This window comes from Pseudorhodobacter sp. MZDSW-24AT (genome assembly GCF_002794355.1).
Lineage (GTDB): Bacteria > Pseudomonadota > Alphaproteobacteria > Rhodobacterales > Rhodobacteraceae > Pseudotabrizicola.
Genome location: NZ_PGOI01000008.1, coordinates 452,989 through 471,001 on the forward strand (window position 1 = coordinate 452,989; position 18,013 = coordinate 471,001).

Here is an 18,013-nt window from a genome sequence, read left to right on the forward strand (position 1 = left end):
CTTTTGTTCAGCGGGGGGCATAGGGTTCAGGACCGCATCCTGCGGCAAAACCTGCTTTTGCAGGTCACAGAAAGCTTGAACCGGGCGGCCGCGCCGGCACGCCCAGATGCGCCGCCACACTCGCCGCCACATCGGCAAAGGCGCGCAGACCAATGGGCCGCAGCCCAAGTCCAGCGCCAACAACCGGCACGCGCTCCCGCGTGTGTTCGGTGCCGCGAAAGGTCGGATCATTGCCGTGATCGGCGGTAAAAAGGGCCAGATCGCCGGGGCGGAGTGTGGCCAGAAAGCGCGGCAGCGCTGCATCAAAGGCCTCCAGTGCCCGAGCATAGCCCGACACGTCTCGCGGATGCCCGTACAGGCTGTCAAACTCGACAAAGTTGGCAAAGGTCAAGGAACCGGGTTCCGCCTCACTGCCTAAGCGGACGAGATGTTCAAAAAGGTCAGCGTCAGACTTGCCCTTGTGCAGCGTGTTGATGCCGCGCATAGAGAAGATATCGCCGATCTTGCCAACAGCATGCGTCACCCCACCCTGCCCTGACACCCAATCCAACAGCGTGGGTCCCGGAGGCGCAATTGCGTAATCGCGGCGGTTTCCGGTGCGGCGGAAATGGTCGCAAGTGCCGGTAAAGGGCCGCGCGATCACACGGCCCACCTTCATCGCGTGCAACGTGGGTGCCAGATCCTCGCAGAGCTTCAGCAGCCGATCCAACCCAAAAGCCTCTTCATGCGCCGCGATCTGAAACACGGAGTCGGCCGAGGTGTAGCAGATTGGCCAGCCCGTCCTCAGATGCGCTTCACAATGCGCCGCGATGATCGGCACGCCCGACGCGTGGCAATTGCCCAAAATGCCTTGCGTGCCCGCCAGCCTGCACACTTCTGCCACCAGTTCCGGCGGAAAGGCAGGTGTGGCCTTTGGGAAATAGGTCCAGTCCCAAGGCACGGGCACCCCTGCCAGTTCCCAGTGCCCCGAGGGTGTGTCCTTGCCGCGCGAGACCTCGGTCGCCGCGCCCCAAAGCCCCGTGGGCGCGGCGGCCAAGCCCGGAGCGTCAACCCCCGAAGCCAAACGGATGGCCGCGCCAAGGCCCAAGGCATCCAGATGCGGCATCCGCAACGGTCCGCTGCGCCCTTCTTCAGCGCGGCCTTCGGCACAGGCCTGTGCGATGTGGGCCAGCGTATTCGCGCCCGCATCACCGAAATCAGCGGCATCGGGGGCGCCGCCGCAGCCGACGGAGTCCAGCACCACAAGAAAAGCGCGTGCCATCAGGTGATCCTTTTCAGCACAAGCGGGCCTTCATCCAACACGGACGTCCCCACCACATAGGCCGCCTGCACCGCGCGCACCGCGGCATCGGCGGCATCCTCGCTGGCCGCGTGGACCATCGCCAAGGGCACCCCGGCCCCGATCTCTTCGCCCAGACCGATCATGTCCGACAGTCCCACTGCCGGATGGATCCGGTCGCCCTCGCGCAACCGGCCGCCGCCCAGATGCACCACCGCATGGCCTAGGGCCTCCCCGTCGATACGCGCGATGTATCCGTCATCCAGCGCAGGCACCTCGCGCACCACGGGGGCTGCGGGCAACCGGTCGGGCCAGCGTTCCACAAAATCGGCAGGCCCGCCCTGCGCGGCAACCATCCGGCCAAACGCCTCCGCCGCCGCCCCCGACTCAAGCGCCTGCGCGATCCGCCCGGCCCCATCCTCGGCATCTGCCGCCAGCCCGCCAAGCGCCAAGGCCTCACCGCCCAAAGCGCAGGTCAGATCCCACAGCGCCGCATTGACGGAACTGCCCGTCAATGTCTCCATCACCTCAATCACCTCCAACGCATTGCCCGCGGCCGTTGCCAAAGGCTGCGACATGTCGGTGATCAGCGCGGTGGTCATGCAGCCTGCCCCTTGTGCCGTGCTGACAAGAGCGCGGGCCAAGGCTTCGGCCTCTGCTTCGGTTTTCATGAAGGCGCCCGATCCGCATTTCACGTCCAGCACCAACCCCTCCAACCCTGCCGCCAGCTTTTTCGACAGGATCGAGGCGGTGATCAGATCCACGCTTTCGACCGTGCCGCTGACATCGCGGATCGCATAAAGCCGCTTGTCCGCCGGGGCGAGATCGCCACTTGCCGCCACAATGGCGCAATGCACGCGCGTCATCTGCGCGCGGAACTGCTCTTCGCTCAAGCCAGTCCGAAACCCCGGAATCGCCTCCAACTTGTCCAGCGTGCCGCCTGTATGCCCCAAGCCGCGCCCCGAGATCATCGGAACATAGGCTCCGCAGACCGCCAAGGCCGGAGCCAGCAACAGCGACACGCAATCTCCGATCCCGCCGGTCGAATGCTTGTCCAGCACCGGCCCGGGCAGATCCCAGGTCAGCACCCTTCCTGTGTCGCGCATCCCCCGGGTGAGCGCCACCCGCCCCGGCTCGGTCAGCCCCCGCAACAGCACCGCCATGGCAAAGGCCCCCGCCTGTGCATCCGTGACAGCACCCGAGGCAAGGCCAGCGGCGAACCACGTCAGCGCCTCGGCCGAGGGCGTTTTGCCATCGCGCACCTGTGCGATGATGCCTCGCGCATCCATCAGGTGCGGTCCATATGCGCTGCCGTAAAGACGCCGGGCAAAAGCTCGCCCACCGTCAGCGTGCGCTGCGCGCCATCGGTGGTGCACAGGGTTACCTTGACACCTGCATCGGCAAACTCAGCGATCTTTTGCCGGCATCCGCCACAGGGCGGCACCGGCTCGGGGCTGTCGGCAATGACGAAAAGCTCGGCGATGCGCGTGTCGCCCCCTGCAATCATCGCGGCAATCGCCCCGGCTTCGGCACAGGTGCCTTCGGGATAGGCGACGTTTTCGACATTGCACCCAACATAGACCGCGCCCGAGGTGCTGCGCAGCGCTGCCCCCACCAAAAAGCGGGAATAGGGCGCATAGGCCCGCAGACGAACATCGGTGGCAGCTTGCAACAGGGTCATATCAGCCTCGGTTCTTGACCAATTGGTCGGGAATTGTGGGCTTACGGTGCCCAAAGCGCAAGTGTCACTCTAGGGATGTCACTGGATTGCCCGGCAGCGACACCTCCAGCAGTTCCAGATCGGCACTCGGCTCTGCATAGCGTGTGGCCATTCCAGGCGGAATGACAAAGGCATCTCCCGGCGACAGGCGAAAGGGTGCCTTGCCTTCGCCTTCCAGCGTCATCTCGCCCGCCATCACGAAGGTGAACAGGATGTCCCCCGCATGGCGGGTCCAGCGGGCCTCATGGCCATCGGGGCGCAGCACCATGACGCTTGCAACCCCTTTGGTGCCCGCGTGAATGGTGGTGTCCCGCGCGACGAACCCCGGCAAACGACTGGGCGCGAACACGCCGCTTTTGCTTTGGTTGAACACAAAGCGTTGCCCCTGCCATTCCCGGTCGGGGCGCAGATGCGGCGTGGGCAGCACCATCTCATGGTCAATCTCGGTGACATGCTCGGCGGGCACGCCGATCTCGATCACCTCGATCCCGTCGCTTGCCTCCAGCACCCGGTGGCGGATCTCGGGCGGCTGGATAAAGCAATCGCCCGCGTGCAACCGGATCGGGCCGCCCTGATCTTCATAGACCACATCCACCCAGCCCTTGATGCAAAAGATCAGCTGAAAGCCGACGCGGTGGAAATGCACCATATCGGGCACCGGGCCGCCATCGGGAATGCGGATATGGCTGGCGATCACCGCGCCCCCCAACCGGCTGGGCACCAGATCCCGGTAGTGCATCCCTGCCCGCCCGATCACCCATGGCGCCTGATCCGCCAGACGGCGCACCACAAAGGCATGTTCGGTCTGCGGCAGCATCACCGGCGGGTTCAGATCCTCGATCTCGACGCGCGTGCCATTGGGCGCGGTCAGACTGCGCTGCCCCCCGGCAAAGCTGTCCGGGTCTTCAGTCAGGATGCGCAGTGTGCCGGGCGCCTCGGCGGCCCCCTTCTGGATGCGCAAGCGCAGGCCATGGCCCGAAAGCACCGCCACCTCGGGGTCATCCGCCGGATAGATCATGTCCAGCCGCATCCCCAGAACCTTTGTGTAGAAGGGCAGATCGTTCCGCAGCTCTTGCGTGGCAAGCCGGATCTCGGCGCGCGTCTCGGTCATGGATTTCCCCTGAATTTGCCGCCATGCTGGGCTGGGGATGCAAATTTTGCAAGCGGCTGCGGCATTGGTGGCGCTATCACCCGGTTGGCGGATCAAAAAAAATGGTTTAAGGCTAAACCAAATTCGCGGGAGGCAGAAATGGAAGAAGTGCGTCAGGACAATGCCCGTCAGGCAGCGCTGGATTATCATGAATTTCCCAAGCCGGGAAAGCTTGAAATCCGCGCCACAAAGCCGCTTGCCAACGGGCGCGACCTGAGCCGCGCTTACTCTCCGGGCGTGGCCGAAGCCTGCCTCGAGATCAAGGCAGATCCCGCCACCGCCTCACGCTACACCTCACGCGGGAACCTCGTGGCGGTGGTGTCGAATGGCACGGCGGTGCTTGGGCTTGGAAACATTGGCGCCTTGGCCTCGAAACCGGTGATGGAGGGCAAGGCCGTGCTCTTCAAGAAATTCGCCAACATCGACTGTTTCGACATCGAAGTGAACGAGTCAGATCCCGAAAAGCTCGCCGATATCGTCTGCGCTCTGGAGCCGACCTTTGGCGCCATCAATCTGGAAGACATCAAGGCGCCGGATTGTTTCATCGTTGAACGACTTTGCCGTGAACGTATGAACATCCCCGTGTTCCACGACGATCAGCACGGCACCGCCATTGTGGTGGGTGCGGCCGCGACCAATGCGATGATTATTGCGGGCAAAAGCTTTGACCAGATCAAGATCGTCTCCACCGGCGGCGGGGCGGCGGGAATCGCCTGCCTTGAGATGCTGGTCAAACTGGGGGTCCGGCGCGAGAACATATGGCTGTGTGATCTGGAAGGGCTGGTCTACCACGGCCGCACCGCCCAGATGACCCCGCAGAAAGAGGCCTTTGCCCAAGGCACCACGCCCGCCACGCTGGGCGATGTGATCACTGGGGCGGACCTGTTCCTTGGCCTGTCGGGGCCGGGGGTGCTGACGCCAGAGATGGTGGCCCGCATGGCCCCCAACCCGATCATCTTCGCGCTTGCCAACCCGAACCCGGAAATTCAGCCCGACCTTGCCCGGGCGGTGGCCCCCGGTGCGATCATCGCCACAGGGCGGTCTGACTTTCCCAATCAGGTCAACAACGTGCTGTGCTTCCCCTTCATATTCCGGGGCGCGCTGGATGTGGGGGCGACCACGATCAACGACGAGATGAAGATCGCCTGTATCGAAGGCATCGCGGCGCTTGCGCGCGCGACGACCAGCGCCGAGGCCGCGGCGGCCTACAGCGGTGAGAAGCTTTCCTTTGGCGCTGATTACCTGATCCCCAAACCCTTCGACCCCCGCCTGATGGGCGTGGTTGCCAGTGCGGTGGCCAAGGCCGCGATGGAAACCGGGGTGGCGACGCGGCCCTTGGACAATCTCGAGGCCTACAAGACCCGGTTGGACGGATCGGTGTTCAAATCCGCCATGCTGATGCGCCCGGTGTTTGAAGCCGCCCGGCATGCCGAACGGACGATCGTGTTCGCTGAAGGCGAGGATGAGCGGGTTCTGCGCACGGCCAATGCGATGCTCGAGGAAACCACCGACCGGCCCATCCTGATCGGGCGGCCCGAGGTGGTGGAGGCGCGGTGCGAGCGGGCGGGGTTGCCGATCCGTCCGGGCAAGGACTTCCATCTGGTCAACCCCGAGAATGACCCGCGCTACCGCGACTATTGGGGCACCTATGCCGAGTTGATGGCACGGCGCGGGGTGACGCCGGATATTGCGCGGGCGATCATGCGGACCAACACCACCGCGATTGCCGCGGTGATGGTGCACCGGGGCGAGGCGGACAGTCTGATCTGCGGGACCTTCGGGCAGTATCTGTGGCATCTGGGCTATGTCCGGCAGGTGCTGGCGCGCGGCGGGTTGCAGCCGGTGGGGGCGCTGTCGATGATGATCCTCGAGGACGGGCCGCTGTTCATCGCGGACACCCATGTCCATGCAGAGCCCACACCGCAGCAGATCATGCAGACGGTGCTGGGGGCGGCGCGGCATGTGAGGCGCTTCGGGCTGACGCCGAAGGTGGCGCTGTGCACGCAGAGCCAGTTCGGGAACATGGAGAATGAAAAGGCTTTGCGGATGCGGGCGGCGCTGGAGCTTTTGGATCAGCGCGAGCCGGACTTTTCCTATGAGGGCGAGATGAACGTGGACTCGGCGCTGGACCAGTCCTTGCGGGACCGCTTGCTTCCGGGCAGCCGCTTTGAAGGGGCGGCGAATGTGCTGGTCTTTGCCTCGGCCGATGCGGCTTCAGGGGTCAGGAACATCCTGAAAATGAAGGCGGGCGGGCTTGAGGTCGGGCCGATTCTGATGGGGATGGGCAACAAGGCCCATATCGTGACCCCGTCGATCACGGCGCGGGGCTTGCTCAACGTCTCGGCCATCGCGGGGACGCCGGTGGCGCATTACGGATGAGGTATCCCCCTGTGTTACAACAGGGGGAAGTATTTAAAATCAGTGGGTTGACCTAGGGGGATTCAGGATTTCTTAATCCTTTTCCGCGAGGGCCCCTCGGGCTTTTCAGCCCCTTTTCGCTGACCCCTGCGGCGGCACGCGAGACGCGCGGCCATGCGCGAGGAGCGGATGGAAGAGATTCGCTGGGCAAGTTTGCAAACTTTGCCTGCCTTCGCGGTTCTCTTCGCTTTCCTGTGGGCTTTGCAACAATTTGCACGCATTCCCCCCGCGATTCTGCAAATATTCCGTCCCCGCCGCTGCCTGTCAGGCGGTAACAGCGTTGCGTGCGCGCCCAGCGATGCACTAACAGAATCATCATGCGTTGGGAGGAGGCGCAGGTGATGGGATATTCCGACATTTATGCAAAATGGCAGGCCGACCCTGAGGGGTTCTGGATGGATGCGGCGGGCACCATCGACTGGACCCGCAAGCCCAGCCATGCGCTGAACGACTCCCGCGCGCCGCTTTATGAGTGGTTCACCGATGCCAGCGTCAACACCTGCTGGAACGCCGTGGACCGCCATGTGCGCGCCGGTCGCGGCGCGCAAGCCGCCATCATCCATGACAGCCCGGTGACCGGCAGCAAACAGGTCATCACCTATGCTGAATTGCAGGAGCGGGTGGCGCGGCTGGCGGGGGCGCTCAAGGCCAAGGGCGTGACCAAGGGGGACCGCGTGATCCTTTACATGCCGATGGTGCCCGAGGCGCTGGAGGCGATGCTGGCCTGCGCCCGTCTGGGCGCCATCCATTCGGTGGTCTTTGGCGGCTTTGCTGCCGCTGAACTGGCGGTGCGCATCGACGACTGCAAACCCCGCGCCATCATCGCCGCCAGCTGCGGCGTCGAGCCTGCGCGCGTGGTGCATTACAAACCGCTGCTGGACGGGGCCATCGAGATGGCCACCCACAAGCCAGAGTTCTGTGTGATCTTGCAGCGCGCGCAAGAACCGGCCCAGCTGGTTGCGGGGCGCGATCTGGCATGGGACCGTTTTGTCGAGGGGGCAGAGCCTGCCGATTGCGTGCCGGTCGAGGGCAATCACCCCGCCTATATCCTGTATACCAGCGGCACCACCGGCGCCCCAAAGGGTGTGGTGCGCCCCACGGCAGGCCATCTGGTGGCGCTAAACTGGACGATGCGCGCCATTTACAATTGCGGCGTGGGCGATGTGTTCTGGGCGGCGTCTGACGTGGGTTGGGTCGTCGGGCACAGCTACATCTGCTATGCGCCGCTGATCGCAGGCTGCACGACGATTGTTTTTGAAGGCAAGCCGGTGGGCACGCCGGATGCGGGCACGTTCTGGCGGGTGATCGCCGAGCATCAGGTGAAGACCTTTTTCACCGCGCCGACCGCGCTGCGCGCCATCAAGCGCGACGATCCCGAAGGGCTGCTGGTGAAGGATTATGACACCTCTGGCTTGCAGGCCTTGTTTCTGGCCGGAGAGCGCGCCGACCCCGACACCGTGGACTGGGCCGGACGGCATCTGAAGGTGCCCGTGATCGACCATTGGTGGCAGACCGAAACCGGCTATGCCATCGCCGCCAATCCGCTGGGGCTGGGGCTGTTGCCGATCAAGGTGGGGAGCCCTTCGGTGCCGATGCCCGGCTTTGATGTGCGGGTGCTGGACGAAGGCGGGCATGAGGTATCACCCGGCACCTTGGGCGCGATTGCGATCAAGCTACCCCTGCCGCCCGGCACCCTGCCCACGCTGTGGAATGCGGAAGAGCGCTTCGTGAAATCCTATCTGGCGCATTTCCCCGGCTATTATGAAACCGGCGATGCGGGCTATGTGGATCAGGACGGCTATCTGTATATCATGGCGCGCACCGATGATGTGATCAATGTCGCGGGCCACCGGCTGAGCACGGGCGCGATGGAAGAAGTGCTGGCCGCGCATCGGGATGTGGCGGAATGCGCGGTGATCGGGGTGGCGGATGCGCTCAAGGGACAATCGCCGCTGGGATTTCTGTGCCTGAACAAGGGCGTGGCGCGGGCGCACGCAGAGGTTGTTTCAGAATGCGTGCAATTGATGCGCGACAAGATCGGCCCGGTGGCCGATTTCAAGCGCGCGGTGGTGGTGGAGCGCCTGCCAAAGACTCGATCGGGAAAGATCTTGCGGGCCACCATGGTGAACATCGCCGATGGCAGACCGTGGAAGATGCCTGCGACGATTGATGATCCGGCCATTCTGGACGAGATCACCACAGCCTTGCAAAGCCTTGGGCTGGCCAAAGGGTGATCTTGGCACAGGAATGCCACAGGAAAGCCATTGGACAGCCGCGTGCGATGCAGTAAACTCGCGCCATGGTTGACACGCTCGCTGCCCTTCCCCCCGACATGACGCCGCACCTTCGGGTGCTGCGCGCCTCTTTGACCCGCATGGCGGCAACGTCTCTGCCCGGCCCTGCGCGCGTCGCCTTGGCCGAGGCGCAGGTGGCGCTTGCCGCGCTGGAGGGCGCGCAAGGGGCGGTGGTGGACCGACGGGTGTTTGATGCCCTGATGGAACTGGCTGGGCCGGATCTGGCGCCGGATCTGGTGACGCAGATGGCGGCGGATTTGCGGATGGTGCAGATGACGCTGGCGCGCAGCCTTGCCGGACCGGACTGGAACAAGGTGCGCGGCCAGACGCATATCCTGATGGCGCTGGCCGGGTCGGCGGGCGCGCATCGGCTTGAACAGGGTGCGCGGGCCTTGAATCTGGCGGCGCATGCTGCCGATGACACGCGGGCGCAGAAGCTGACGCCAGAGATTCTGGCAGGGTTGGAGCAGTTGATCCGCTTTGTCGATGCGGCGGGGGCCACCGTCGGGGCCCGCCCATGAGCGCGGGCGACAGGTCGACCGCCTCTGGCGCTGTGGCGCCGGGGGGCGTGCGGCCGGTGCTTTTGATCGAGGACACGCCCTCCTTGCAGATGGTCTATCGGTCGGTGCTGCAAACGGCAGGGCATGTGGTGCGGGCGGCGTCCACCGCCGCCGAAGGCATGCGCGCCTTTCAGGACAGCGGCGCGGTGACGGTGTTGCTGGATCTGATGCTGCCCGACCGCGACGGGCTGGCCTTGATGCGCGAGATGCTGGTGCTGCGGCCCGAGACGCGGGTGATCGTGATCACCGCCAATGCCAGCATCAATCGCGCCGTCGAGGCGATGCGGGCCGGCGCGCATGATTTTCTGGTGAAGCCGTTTGACGAAGGGCGGTTTCTGGGGGCGGTTGCCAATGCGGCGGGCGCGGTGCCCGTGCCGCCCAAGGCCCTGCGCAAGGCGGCGGTGCCCGAGCCGGAAGCGATGGGCGAGGTGTTCATCGGGTCTTCGGCGCCGATGCGGGAGGTGCAGGACACCATCCGGTCGGTCGCAGGGTCGATGGCGACGGTGTTCATCACCGGCGAAAGCGGGACCGGCAAGGAGCTGTGCGCTTTGGCGGTGCATGCGGGCAGCCCGCGGGCGAGCGGTCCGTTCATCGCGCTGAACTGCGGGGCGATTCCGCAGGATCTGCTGGAGTCCGAGGTGTTCGGCCATATGAAGGGCAGTTTCACGGGGGCGATTTCCGACAAGCCGGGGGCGGCGGCGGCGGCGGATGGCGGGACGCTGTTTCTGGACGAGATCTGCGAGATGGCGCCGGCCTTGCAAACCAAGCTGCTCCGGTTCTTGCAAACCTCGACGGTGCAGCCTGTGGGGGCGGTGCGGCCGCGCAAGGTGAATGTGCGGATCGTGTGCGCCACCAACCGCGACCCGTTCGAGGCGGTGCGGCGCGGCGAGTTCCGCGAGGATCTGTATTACCGGCTGTTCGTGGTGCCGATCCACATGCCGCCCTTGCGCGACCGGGGGAGGGACGTGGTGGAGATCGCGGAAGCCGCGCTGGAGCGGTTCGCCCGTGAAGAAGGGCGGCGCTTCGAGGGTTTTGCGCCCGAGGTGCTGGATCTGTTCTGCCGCCTGCCTTGGCCCGGGAATGTGCGGCAGGTGCTGAATGTGGTGCGCAACATCGTGGTGCTGCATCCGGGGGGCCGGGTGACGCTGGAGATGCTGCCCGCGTCTTTGCAGCCGATGACGGCAGAGGCCCCCTTTGCGCCCGCCCCCGCCCCGGCGGCGGACCCGCTAGGGGGGCTCATCGGGCGCAGCATGGCCGAGATCGAGCGCATCGTGATTGAAGAGACCATCGCGCGCAACGAAGGCTCGGTGCCGCGCGCGGCGCGGGTGCTGGAACTGTCGCCGTCGACGATCTATCGCAAGCTGGAAAGCTGGGGCGTGAAGGTTTAACCGATCAGGCGAATTGTTCGACCAGCAGGCGTTCTTCCAGCCCGTGGCCGGGGTCGAAGAGGATGCGGTGGCTGATCGCGGCTTCGGACCAGATCTCGACCGAGGCCACGTCGCGGACCGAGCGGCCATCGGCATCGGCCATCACCGGGCGCTTGGCGGCGTCGCGCACCTCGAACCGGACAAGGGCGGTTTTCGGCAGCAAGGCGCCACGCCAGCGGCGGGGGCGGAAGGCCGCGACCGCCGTGAGCGCCAGCACGTCCGAGCCGATGGGCAGGATCGGGCCATGCGCCGAGTAGTTATAGGCGGTGGAGCCCGCCGGGGTGCACAAGAGCGCCCCGTCGCAGACCAGTTCGTCCAGCCGCAGCTTGCCATCGACAAGGATGGCCAGTTTGGCCGCCTGCGGGCCTGCGCGCAGCAAGGACACCTCATTGATCGCCAGCGCCTCGACCACACGGCCCTGCACGGTGGTCGCGCGCATGTGCAGCGGGTTGATCACGGTTTCCTCGGCCTGCGCCACCCGATCGGGCAGGCCTTCGGGATCATAGCCGTTCATGAGAAAGCCGACGGTGCCGCGATTCATGCCATAGACCGGCAGCCCGGCACTTTGGGTGTCGTGCAGAGTTTGCAGCATGAAGCCATCGCCCCCCAGCGCCACCACGACCTCGGCCCGCCCCAGAGGGGTTTGCCCGTGCCGCGCGGTCAGCTCGGCAAGCGCGGCCTGCGCGGTGGGGGCAGAGCTGGCACGAAAGGCGATCTTTGATATGGGCAAGGCAGTTCTCCCTTGGGCCCAGTCTTGACGGGCTGCGCGCGGGAACTCAAGCCTTTGCAGACACGCATGGGGGCGTACGGCGCGGTTGCCATGGTCTGCTGCGGGTGACGCAAGGGCAGCGGCAGCCGCCAAATTTCGCCCCGATCCGGGGATGCGTCGTTTTCCTCCCTTTCCCGACAGCGGGGCTTGGTCTAAATGGGCGCTATCCCGACCCCCGGATCAGGCAGGAGACGCCCATGAACGCCCCGCACCGTGACAACGGCTTTTTCACCGAAACCCTTGCTTCGCGCGACCCCGAGCTGTTTGGCTCGATCACCGAAGAGCTGGGCCGTCAGCGCCATGAGATCGAGCTGATCGCTTCGGAAAACATCGTGAGCCGCGCCGTGATGGAAGCGCAGGGTTCGGTGATGACGAACAAATATGCCGAAGGCTATCCGGGCAAGCGCTATTACGGCGGCTGCCAGTTTGTCGATGTGGCCGAAAACCTTGCCATCGCACGCGCCTGCAAGCTGTTTGGCTGTGACTTTGCCAATGTGCAGCCCAATTCGGGCAGCCAAGCCAACCAAGGGGTGTTTCAGGCGCTGTTGCAGCCGGGCGACACGATTCTGGGCATGTCGCTGGACGCAGGCGGCCACCTGACCCATGGCGCGGCCCCGAACCAGTCGGGGAAGTGGTTCAAGGCCGTGCAATACGGCGTGCGCAAGCAGGACCTGCTGCTGGATTATGACCAAGTGGCGGCACTGGCGGCCGAGCACAAACCGAAAATGATCATCGCCGGGGGCTCGGCCATCCCGCGCGTGATCGATTTTGCCCGCATGCGCGAGATTGCGGATTCGGTGGGGGCCTATCTGCTGGTGGACATGGCGCATTTCGCCGGGCTGGTGGCGGCGGGGCTGTATCCATCGCCCTTCCCGCATGCGCATGTGGCCACCACCACCACGCACAAAACCCTGCGCGGGCCGCGCGGCGGCATGATCCTGACCAATGACGAGGCGCTGTCGAAGAAGATCAACTCGGCGATTTTCCCCGGCATTCAGGGCGGGCCCCTGATGCATGTGATCGCGGCCAAGGCCGTGGCCTTTGGCGAAGCGCTGCGCCCCGAGTTCAAGACCTATCAGGCGCAGGTGATCAAGAACGCACAGGCGCTGGCGGATCAGCTGATGAAAGGCGGCCTTGATATCGTGACCGGGGGGACGGACAGCCACTTGATGCTGGTCGACCTACGGCCCAAGGGCGTGAAGGGGAATGCGACCGAAAAGGCCTTGGGCCGGGCGCATATCACCTGCAACAAGAACGGCATCCCGTTCGACACCGAAAAGCCGACGATCACCAGCGGTGTGCGTCTGGGCACGCCCGCAGGCACCACGCGCGGTTTTGGCGAGGCCGAGTTCCGTCAGATCGGGATCTGGATCACCGAAGTGGTGGACGGCTTGGCCGCCCATGGTGAAGAGGGCAATGCCGAGGTCGAGGCCAAGGTGCGCGCCGAAGTTGAGGCGCTGTGCAAGCAGTTCCCGATCTATCCTGACCTGTAAGGCCGAGCGGGCGTAAGCCCGGGGGGGCGCATCGCCCCCTTTTCGGTCCCTCTTCGCGCTGCGCTTTGCGAAGAGGGGCCGACGCGCGCCTCAGATCCGGCCTTGCAGCTTGTAGACCAGAAGCACGATGCCACCCACCATCAGGAATCCGAGGGTGACGGTGGCCGCCACCCGCACCAGCGCGTGCAACAGCGGCGAGCCGCCTTGCCGCGCGGACAGGTGGCGCAGGCAGGTGTCATAACAGGTGGCGACGCGGGCCTGATCAATCTGCGCCAAAAGCTTGGGGTTCTGCGCCTTTTGCGCCATATCGGCCAGTTCTTGCGCCTGCAAGCGGACCCGGCGGGGCAGCAAGCGGCCGCCTCGGCGCAATTTCTGCGAGAGTCCCTTGCCGCGAATATGCAGGCGCTCTTCCATCAGCCCGGCAATCCGGTCGGCCATCTGCTGAATTGTGACTGCGCTCATGCCCGTGCACCCTTTTTGGGGCGACACTAGGCCGGGCGGCGCCAATGCTCAACTGCTCTGGCACGGCGGGCAAACTGGCGGTAAAGAGGTGGCATGCTTGCCACGATCCACCACCCCGCCGCCACGCCCACCGATGCCTTGCCGCTGGTCATTGCCCATGGGCTTTATGGCAGTGGGCGCAATTGGGGGGTGATTGCCCGGCGCTTGGCGGATCAGCGCGATGTGGTGGCGGTGGATATGCGCAACCATGGCGAAAGCCCGCGTGCAGCGGCTCAGGGCTATCCCGAGATGGCGGCGGATCTGGCCGAGGTGATCGACAGCCTTGGTGGCCGGGTGGATCTTTTGGGCCATTCGATGGGCGGCAAGGCAGCGATGCAGCTTGCGCTGACGGCAGGGGACCGCATCCGGCGGCTGGTGGTGGCGGATATCGCACCAGTGGCCTATGGCCACGACCAATCGCACCATGCGCGCGCGATGCGCGGGCTGGATCTGGCGGGGGTCACGTCGCGGGGCGAGGCCGATCGGCGGCTGGCCGCCGTGGTCGAGGACGCGAGCCTGCGGGCGTTTTTCCTGCAATCCTTGGACCTCAAGGCCGAAGGCGGGCCGCGCTGGCGGTTGAATCTGGATGTGCTGGAGGCCGAGATGCCCAAAATCGTGGGCTGGCCGGGCACGCAAGGCGTGTTCGAAGGGCCTGCGCTGTTCCTGACGGGTGCGGACAGCGCCTATGTCAAACCCGAGCACCGCGACACGATCCGCACGCTGTTTCCGGCGGCGCGTTTTGCCAAGATTCCCGGCACCGGGCATTGGCTGCATGCGGAAAAGCCGCGCGCGTTCGAGGAAACCGTGCGGGTGTTCCTGACCGCGTGAGGTGGCGGCCGCGAGGCGCTTGGCGGCGTGTTTGCGCAGACCGATCAAATGCCACGACGGGACGGGAACTGCCGATGGGCTGCGGTGTTGTTGGGGGGGCGCCGCCACCACGCGGTGCTTGTGCCGCAGGGCCGCGCGTGGTCTGATCCCAGCTTTCAAGGATGATTGCCCCATGAAACTTTTCCAGTGCCAATGCTGCGGCCAGATCCTGCATTTCGAAAACACGGTCTGCCTGAACTGCGGCAGCACCCTTGGCTATCTGCCCGAAGCCGACCGCATGATCGCGGTGGCCCCCGAGGGCGCGGTCTGGCGGGCCTTGCCCGACAGCGCGGGGGCCGGCGGCGGGGATGATCCCGGCACCTTGCGCTTTTGCCGCAACTGGGAGCGCAGCGCCTGCAACTGGATGCTGCCTTGCGCCCCGGAGGACGCGGGCGCCGAGGCGGGCTATTGCCTCGCCTGCCAGCACAACCGCACGGTGCCCGACCTGTCCACCCCCGAGCATCTGGCGCTGTGGACCAAGATCGAGGCGGCCAAGCGGCGGCTGGTCTATTCCCTCTTGCGGCTGGAGTTGCCGCGCCCGCTGCCCGACACCGGGCATCCGCAGCCGTTGGTGTTTGACTTTCTGGCCGACGCGCCCGGCAGCGCCGATCCGGTGATGACGGGCCACGCCGATGGTGTGGTGACCATCGCGCTGATCGAGGCGGATGATGCAGCGCGCGAAGAGCGGCGCAGCCAGATGGGCGAGGCCTATCGCACCCTGTTGGGGCATTTCCGCCATGAGGTGGGGCATTATTACTGGGACATTCTGGTGCGCGACAACCCGGCCGCGCTGGATGCCTGCCGCGCGCTGTTTGGCGATGAGCGCGCCGATTATGGCGAAGCGTTGCAGCGCCATTACGCGCAGGGCGCGCCGGACGGCTGGGAGGCGCGCTTTGTGTCGGCCTATGCCACCATGCACCCATGGGAAGACTGGGCCGAGACTTGGGCGCATTACCTGCATATGGTTGACACGCTGGAGACCGCGGCCACGCTGGGCCTGCGGGTGAATGCCGGGGCCGATCTGGCGGCACAGGTTCGGTTCGACCCTTATGCGCATGGTGCGGCCGAGGCGTTGATCACGCCTTGGGTGCCGCTGACACTGGCGCTGAACAGCCTGAACCGCTCGATGGGCCTTGCGGACCTTTACCCGTTTTCCTTGCCTGCCGAGGTTCGGGAAAAGCTGGGCTTTGTGCATGATCTGGTGCATGGGCGGATCGGCGCGGCGGAACCAAACGGCGCTTTGGCCGTTTGCCCGGGCGGCATGGCGCCGACAGGAGTGTGGCCCCATGCGGGAACCGATTTGTGTGCTGGCGAATGCGGGCTCGGGGCAGAAGGCGGCGGTGCGCATTCACGAGCTGATCGCACCGCTGCGGGCGGCGGGATTGCGCCATGAGGTGCGGTTGATCCGCAACGGCGCGCTGATCGCCGCCGAGGCCCAGAAGGCGCGGGCCGAAGGCTTTGCCACTGTGATTGCCGCCGGGGGCGATGGCACCATTTGTGCGGTGGCCACAGAACTGGCGGGATCGGGCATTGCCTTGGGCATCCTGCCGCTGGGCACCTTCAACTTCTTCGGACGCAGTCTGGGTTTGGAGAATGATGCCGAAGCCGCGATGGCGCAGTTGCTGGACGGACAAGAGACGCAGGTGGCGGCGGGCGAAGTGAACGGCAAACTGTTCCTGAACAACGCCAGTCTGGGCCTGTATCCCGCCTTGCTGGAGCGGCGCGAGGCCGCCTATGCCAAATGGGGGCGATCCCGGATTGCCGCCTATTGGTCGGGTCTGCGGGTGCTGGTGACCTATAACCGTCCCAGCCGGATGACCTTGGTGGTGGATGGGGTCGAGCAGGTGCGTCACTCTCCGATGGTCTTCATCGCGCAGAATGCCTATCAGCTGGAAGAATACGGAATGCAGGAAGGGGTGGACCTGATCCGGGCCGGAAAGCTTGCCGTGTATATCGCGCCGCCCTTGCGGCGCTGGCAATTGCTGGGCTTCGCGCTGAAGATGGCCACCCGGATGGCACGGCCCTATCACGATTTCACCCTGCTGGGCGCGAGCACGGTGGAAATCAGAACGCGCGCCCGCCGCCGGACCATCGCGCGCGACGGGGAGCGTGAGAAGATGCGCTCGCCCTTTGCCTTTCGCTACTTGCCCGATGTGCTGACGGTCATCGTGCCAAAGGCCGTGTAGGATGGCGCGGCTGCTGCATCTGTCGGATCTGCACTTCGGCACCGAGCGCCCCGGTCTGGTGGCGCCGCTGATCGCGCTGGCGCATCGGTTGCGGCCGGATGTGGTGGTCATCTCGGGGGATCTGACCCAGCGTGCGCGGCCCGAGCAATGGGCTGCGGCAGCGGATCTGATCGCGGCCTTGCCGGGGCCGGTCCTTTGTGTGCCGGGCAATCATGATGTGCCGCTGCACAACCCGGTGGCGCGGCTGTTGTGGCCATGGCGCGGCTATCGCGCAGCCGTTGGGCAGAATCTGGAGCCGGTGCTGGAGGTGGGCGATCTGCTGGTGGTGGGGGTCAACACCACAGATCCTTTCGCGTGGCAGCGCGGCGTGCTGCGCACATCATCGCTGGCACGGGTGGCCGAGGCGTTTGGTCGGGCGCGGCCCGGGCAATTGCGGGTGGTGGCCTTGCACCATCCACTGACCACACCGCGCGCGACTGGCAAGACGCCGATGAAAGGCGCCGAAGCCGGAACCGAAGCCTTGGCGCGCGCCGGGGCGGATGTGGTGCTGAGCGGGCACCTGCACCTGTGGGCGGCAGCCCCTTTCGCGCTGCATGCGGGTGCGCGGGCGATGCTTTGTGTGCAGGCAGGCACCACCTTGTCGAGCCGGTTGCGCGGGGAAGACAACGATCTGAACGTGGTGGAGTGTGAAGATGGGCTGGTCACGGTGACCCGCTGGCGCACGCAAGGCGATGCGCTGGACTATGTGCCGGACAGTGTGACCCGTTATCAGCAGGACAATGCGGAGGCGGGCTGGCTTGGCCTGAGCTGACCGCCGTGGTCAGACGGCCCTGCCCCGCAGATGGCTTTCGACAAAGGCCACGATCTCGGCGGCGGGACGTGCACCGGCAAGACGGGCGATTTCGCGCCCGCGGTGATAGAGGATCAGCGCCGGAATGCCACGGATGCCCGCGCGTTGCGAGACGGCGGGGTGATCTTCGGTGTTGAGCTTGGCAAGGCGCGCGCGCGGCGCCAGCATCTTGGCCGCCTTGGCGAATTCGGGGGCCATCATCCGGCACGGTCCGCACCATGGCGCCCAGTAATCGACCAGCAAGGGCAGGTCATCGCTGCGGGTGGCTTTGTCATGGCCCGCCGTATCCAGTTCCAGCACCTTGTCGGCCACCAGCACCTCACCACAGCTGCCGCATTTGGGCCGGTCGCCCGCGCGGGTGGCCGGGATGCGGTTGATCTGACCGCAGGTGGTGCAGGTGAGCTTGAGGCTGGTTTGGGTGGAGGCGGTCATGGCGGGCCTGATATTCGGGTGTTTGAATGTATCTGGCATCGGGCGGATGGCGCTGCAAGAGGGGGCG

16 protein-coding genes are annotated in these 18,013 nt (G+C 65.5%); 9 read left to right on the top strand and 7 right to left on the bottom strand.

Annotation, left to right across the window (positions count from 1 at the left end; genetic code table 11):
- Positions 1-64: 64 nt before the first annotated feature.
- The 4 genes from CUR21_RS11845 to CUR21_RS11860 all read right to left on the bottom strand — a co-directional run bounded on the left by CUR21_RS11845 (position 65) and on the right by CUR21_RS11860 (position 4,110).
- Positions 65-1,261, bottom strand: a complete 1,197-nt coding sequence (locus CUR21_RS11845; protein ID WP_100197222.1) for a phosphopentomutase — start codon at positions 1,259-1,261, stop codon at positions 65-67.
- On the bottom strand, positions 1,261-2,568 hold the full coding sequence (locus CUR21_RS11850) for a thymidine phosphorylase (protein WP_100197223.1): 1,308 nt from the start codon (positions 2,566-2,568) through the stop codon (positions 1,261-1,263). The genes CUR21_RS11845 and CUR21_RS11850 overlap by 1 nt, the downstream gene beginning before the upstream one ends.
- Positions 2,568-2,960, bottom strand: a complete 393-nt coding sequence (locus CUR21_RS11855) for a cytidine deaminase (protein WP_100197224.1) — start codon at positions 2,958-2,960, stop codon at positions 2,568-2,570. Before CUR21_RS11855 ends, CUR21_RS11850 begins: the two co-directional genes overlap by 1 nt.
- Before the next feature lie 64 nt (positions 2,961-3,024).
- Positions 3,025-4,110 (bottom strand): cupin domain-containing protein, encoded by a 1,086-nt coding sequence (locus tag CUR21_RS11860; protein ID WP_100197225.1) that lies wholly within the window; start codon positions 4,108-4,110, stop codon positions 3,025-3,027.
- A 138-nt stretch (positions 4,111-4,248) separates the two neighbouring features.
- On the opposite strand from CUR21_RS11860, the gene CUR21_RS11865 reads away from it, so the two are divergent.
- From CUR21_RS11865 to CUR21_RS11880, 4 genes are all read left to right on the top strand, one after another.
- Complete coding sequence (locus CUR21_RS11865; protein ID WP_100197226.1) at positions 4,249-6,528, top strand: NADP-dependent malic enzyme; 2,280 nt, start codon at positions 4,249-4,251, stop codon at positions 6,526-6,528.
- Positions 6,529-6,908: 380 nt separating this feature from the next.
- On the top strand, positions 6,909-8,801 hold the full coding sequence (locus tag CUR21_RS11870; protein ID WP_100197528.1) for a propionyl-CoA synthetase: 1,893 nt from the start codon (positions 6,909-6,911) through the stop codon (positions 8,799-8,801).
- Positions 8,802-8,866: 65 nt separating this feature from the next.
- Positions 8,867-9,382: a hypothetical protein gene (locus CUR21_RS11875; RefSeq protein ID WP_157792002.1), complete on the top strand. Its 516-nt coding sequence runs from the start codon at positions 8,867-8,869 to the stop codon at positions 9,380-9,382.
- On the top strand, positions 9,379-10,809 hold the full coding sequence (locus CUR21_RS11880; RefSeq protein WP_100197228.1) for a sigma-54 dependent transcriptional regulator: 1,431 nt from the start codon (positions 9,379-9,381) through the stop codon (positions 10,807-10,809). The genes CUR21_RS11875 and CUR21_RS11880 overlap by 4 nt, the downstream gene beginning before the upstream one ends.
- 4 nt (positions 10,810-10,813) lie before the next feature.
- Here CUR21_RS11880 and CUR21_RS11885 read toward each other — a convergent pair whose 3' ends face one another.
- Positions 10,814-11,578, bottom strand: coding sequence for an NAD kinase (locus CUR21_RS11885; protein ID WP_100197229.1), 765 nt, complete (start codon positions 11,576-11,578; stop codon positions 10,814-10,816).
- 236 nt (positions 11,579-11,814) lie between these two features.
- Between CUR21_RS11885 and glyA the strand changes: the two genes are divergently transcribed.
- Positions 11,815-13,110 carry a serine hydroxymethyltransferase gene (gene glyA / locus CUR21_RS11890; RefSeq protein WP_100197230.1) on the top strand — a complete coding sequence of 432 codons (1,296 nt, stop codon included), beginning with the start codon at positions 11,815-11,817 and terminating at the stop codon, positions 13,108-13,110.
- A 90-nt stretch (positions 13,111-13,200) separates the two neighbouring features.
- On the opposite strand, the gene CUR21_RS11895 is transcribed toward glyA, so the two are convergent.
- Positions 13,201-13,572, bottom strand: a complete 372-nt coding sequence (locus tag CUR21_RS11895; protein ID WP_100197231.1) for a hypothetical protein — start codon at positions 13,570-13,572, stop codon at positions 13,201-13,203.
- Positions 13,573-13,665: 93 nt separating this feature from the next.
- On the opposite strand from CUR21_RS11895, the gene CUR21_RS11900 reads away from it, so the two are divergent.
- From CUR21_RS11900 to CUR21_RS11915, 4 genes are all read left to right on the top strand, one after another.
- Positions 13,666-14,439, top strand: a complete 774-nt coding sequence (locus tag CUR21_RS11900; RefSeq protein WP_100197232.1) for an alpha/beta fold hydrolase — start codon at positions 13,666-13,668, stop codon at positions 14,437-14,439.
- A 172-nt stretch (positions 14,440-14,611) separates the two neighbouring features.
- Positions 14,612-15,871 (top strand): putative zinc-binding metallopeptidase, encoded by a 1,260-nt coding sequence (locus CUR21_RS11905; RefSeq protein ID WP_100197233.1) that lies wholly within the window; start codon positions 14,612-14,614, stop codon positions 15,869-15,871.
- A complete protein-coding gene (locus CUR21_RS11910) occupies positions 15,765-16,664 on the top strand; it encodes a diacylglycerol kinase family protein (RefSeq protein ID WP_157792003.1) in 900 nt (299 codons plus the stop codon). The genes CUR21_RS11905 and CUR21_RS11910 overlap by 107 nt, the downstream gene beginning before the upstream one ends.
- A gap of 1 nt (position 16,665) precedes the next feature.
- Entirely contained in the window at positions 16,666-17,475 is an 810-nt protein-coding gene (locus CUR21_RS11915) for a metallophosphoesterase (protein ID WP_100197235.1), read from the top strand.
- A gap of 9 nt (positions 17,476-17,484) precedes the next feature.
- On the opposite strand, the gene CUR21_RS11920 is transcribed toward CUR21_RS11915, so the two are convergent.
- Positions 17,485-17,946: a co-chaperone YbbN gene (locus tag CUR21_RS11920; RefSeq protein WP_100197236.1), complete on the bottom strand. Its 462-nt coding sequence runs from the start codon at positions 17,944-17,946 to the stop codon at positions 17,485-17,487.
- Positions 17,947-18,013: the final 67 nt, after the last annotated feature.